Consider the following 2136-nt stretch of genomic DNA (forward strand, 5'->3'; position numbering starts at 1 on the left):
TTTCCATTGTCTTTACCAAATAAAAAAAGAGCCGAAGCTCCTTTTCCTGAAAAACAGGGAAATCCGTGAACAGAGATTCGATAAGCGCGAAAGTCTTGGGAGAGGATGGGGTGGGGTGTGGGGAGGGGAAGGGGAACCTTTCTCCAGAAAGGTTCCCCTTCCCCTCCCCACATGCTTTTTCTAGCAACTCGCTTCGTTCTCAAGCTCGGGCATACGCTTGCCGCGAGAAAGGAACAGCACCAGCGAAGCGGCGGCCGAGGCGATACCGATGAGCGTGGACATCTCGACGGACATGCCGAACCCGATCTTCGCGTAGCAGAGATAGGAGACGCACACCACGGTCATGAAGGCCGCCGGAAGGGTCGCTATCCAGTGGAAGCGCTCGCGGCGGGCAAGGTAGACGGCGATGGCCCACAGGGTCACGCAGGACATGGTCTGGTTGGCCCAGCCGAAGTAGCGCCAGATGACCGCGAAGTCCACGAAGGTCAGGGCGATGCCCGCAGCGAACAGCGGAACGGCGATCATCAGGCGCTTGCCGATGGGGCCCTGATCGATGCGCAGGGTATCGGCCACCAGCAGGCGGGCGCTGCGGAACGCCGTGTCGCCCGTGGAAATGGGCAGCACCACCACGCCGAGGATGGCGAGCATACCGCCGATGGGGCCGAGTAGGGCCATGGAGATTTCCTGAACCACCAGCGTGGGCGTCCCGGCCTTGATGACCGCGCCGAGGGCTTCGGGCGATTCGTAGAAGGACAGGCCAAGCGTCACCCAGATGAGCCCAAGGACGCCTTCGGCGATCATGGGGCCGTAAAAGAGCATCCGGCCGTGCTTTTCGCTTTCCATGCACCGGGTCATGAGGGGCGACTGGGTGGCGTGGAAGCCGCTGATCGCGCCGCAGGCGATGGTGATGAACAGGAGCGGCCAGATGGGAAGGCCGGCCGGGTCGGTATTCACAAAAAAGTCGGTGTTGGGCAGAACGGGGCGGTCGCTGAGCATGAGCGAACCGGCAAGCCCGAAGGCCATTACCAGCAACAGGATCGAGAAGAAGGGGTAGATACGCCCGATGATGGTATCAATGGGCATGATCGTGGCAAGGAAGTAGTAGGCGAAGATGAGCGTGGCCCAGAAGGGCAGGCCGAAACTCGTCAGGTTGGCGAGCAGGGCGGCGGGGCCGAGCACGAACACAGCGCCGACCATGATCATGAACGCGATGGCGAACACTTCCATGAAGCGGCGGACGCCGGTGCCGAGGTTGCGCCCGATGATCTCGGGATAGGACGCTCCGCCGTAGCGCAGGGACATCATGGCTGAACAGTAGTCATGCACCGCGCCGCCGAAAATGCAGCCGAACACGACCCAGAGCAGGGCGGAAGGCCCGTACAGCGCCCCAAGGATGGGGCCGAGCACCGGGCCGAGCCCGGCGATATTCAGAAGCTGGATGAGAAAAATCTTGTAGCGGGGCAGTTCAATGTAGTCCACGCCGTCGCGCCGGCTTTTGACCGGCGTGGGACGCCCGAAATCGGCTCCGAATACTTTTTCCACGAACGCGCCGTACACGAAGTACCCGCCGAGCAGCAACGCGAGGCTGCCCCAGAAATACCATAAACCAGACATGATCTCCTCCCATATCTGTTGAACCCGCGGGGCCGTTTCCGCCCCCGGAGACCGGAAGGACGGTATGCCGTTCCTGTGCGTTTCGCTCCTCGCTTGTCCGCATCCAGCGCTTTTCCGGGACGCCCCGTCCCGGACCCCGTCCTGACCCGCCGGTCGTGAACGAGAACGATTACTCTCCTTTTTTCACCTTGTACATAGCCGAAAAGACCTAAAAAGAGTTTTCTGCTCCTGTTATTTCGGCCTGACCAGCATGATGGCCATATCCATGACATTGGTGCGCGTGGGGCCGGTGCGCAGGAGGGTTCCGGCCTTGAGCAGCAAGGGGTAGCTGTCGTTGGCGTCGAGGCTTTCTTTCGGGTGCAGCCCGATGGCGCGCAGCCGGGCCAGATCGCCGCTGAAGGCGTAGCCGCCCGCCGCGTCCGTGGGGCCGTCCGTGCCGTCGGTCCCCACGCAAATGAGGTCGATGCCGCGGTCGTCCGCCAGTTCCAGCGTGGCGGCGAGCGCCATTTCCTGATTGCGCCC

General features: G+C 62.1%; 2 protein-coding genes. Both read right to left on the minus strand.

Translation table 11 applies throughout. From position 1 onward, the window contains the following. Positions 1-180: 180 nt before the first annotated feature. Positions 181-1614 carry a carbon starvation protein A gene (locus tag HMPREF0178_RS10270; RefSeq protein ID WP_009733357.1) on the minus strand — a complete coding sequence of 478 codons (1434 nt, stop codon included), beginning with the start codon at positions 1612-1614 and terminating at the stop codon, positions 181-183. A 231-nt stretch (positions 1615-1845) separates the two neighbouring features. Continuing rightward, positions 1846-2136, minus strand: a 291-nt coding sequence (locus tag HMPREF0178_RS10275) for an MOFRL family protein (protein WP_009733358.1), incomplete at its 5' end; no start/stop codon positions are given.

Origin of the sequence: Bilophila sp. 4_1_30, from assembly GCF_000224655.1 — a bacterium.
In the GTDB taxonomy this organism is placed as follows: domain Bacteria; phylum Desulfobacterota; class Desulfovibrionia; order Desulfovibrionales; family Desulfovibrionaceae; genus Bilophila; species Bilophila wadsworthia.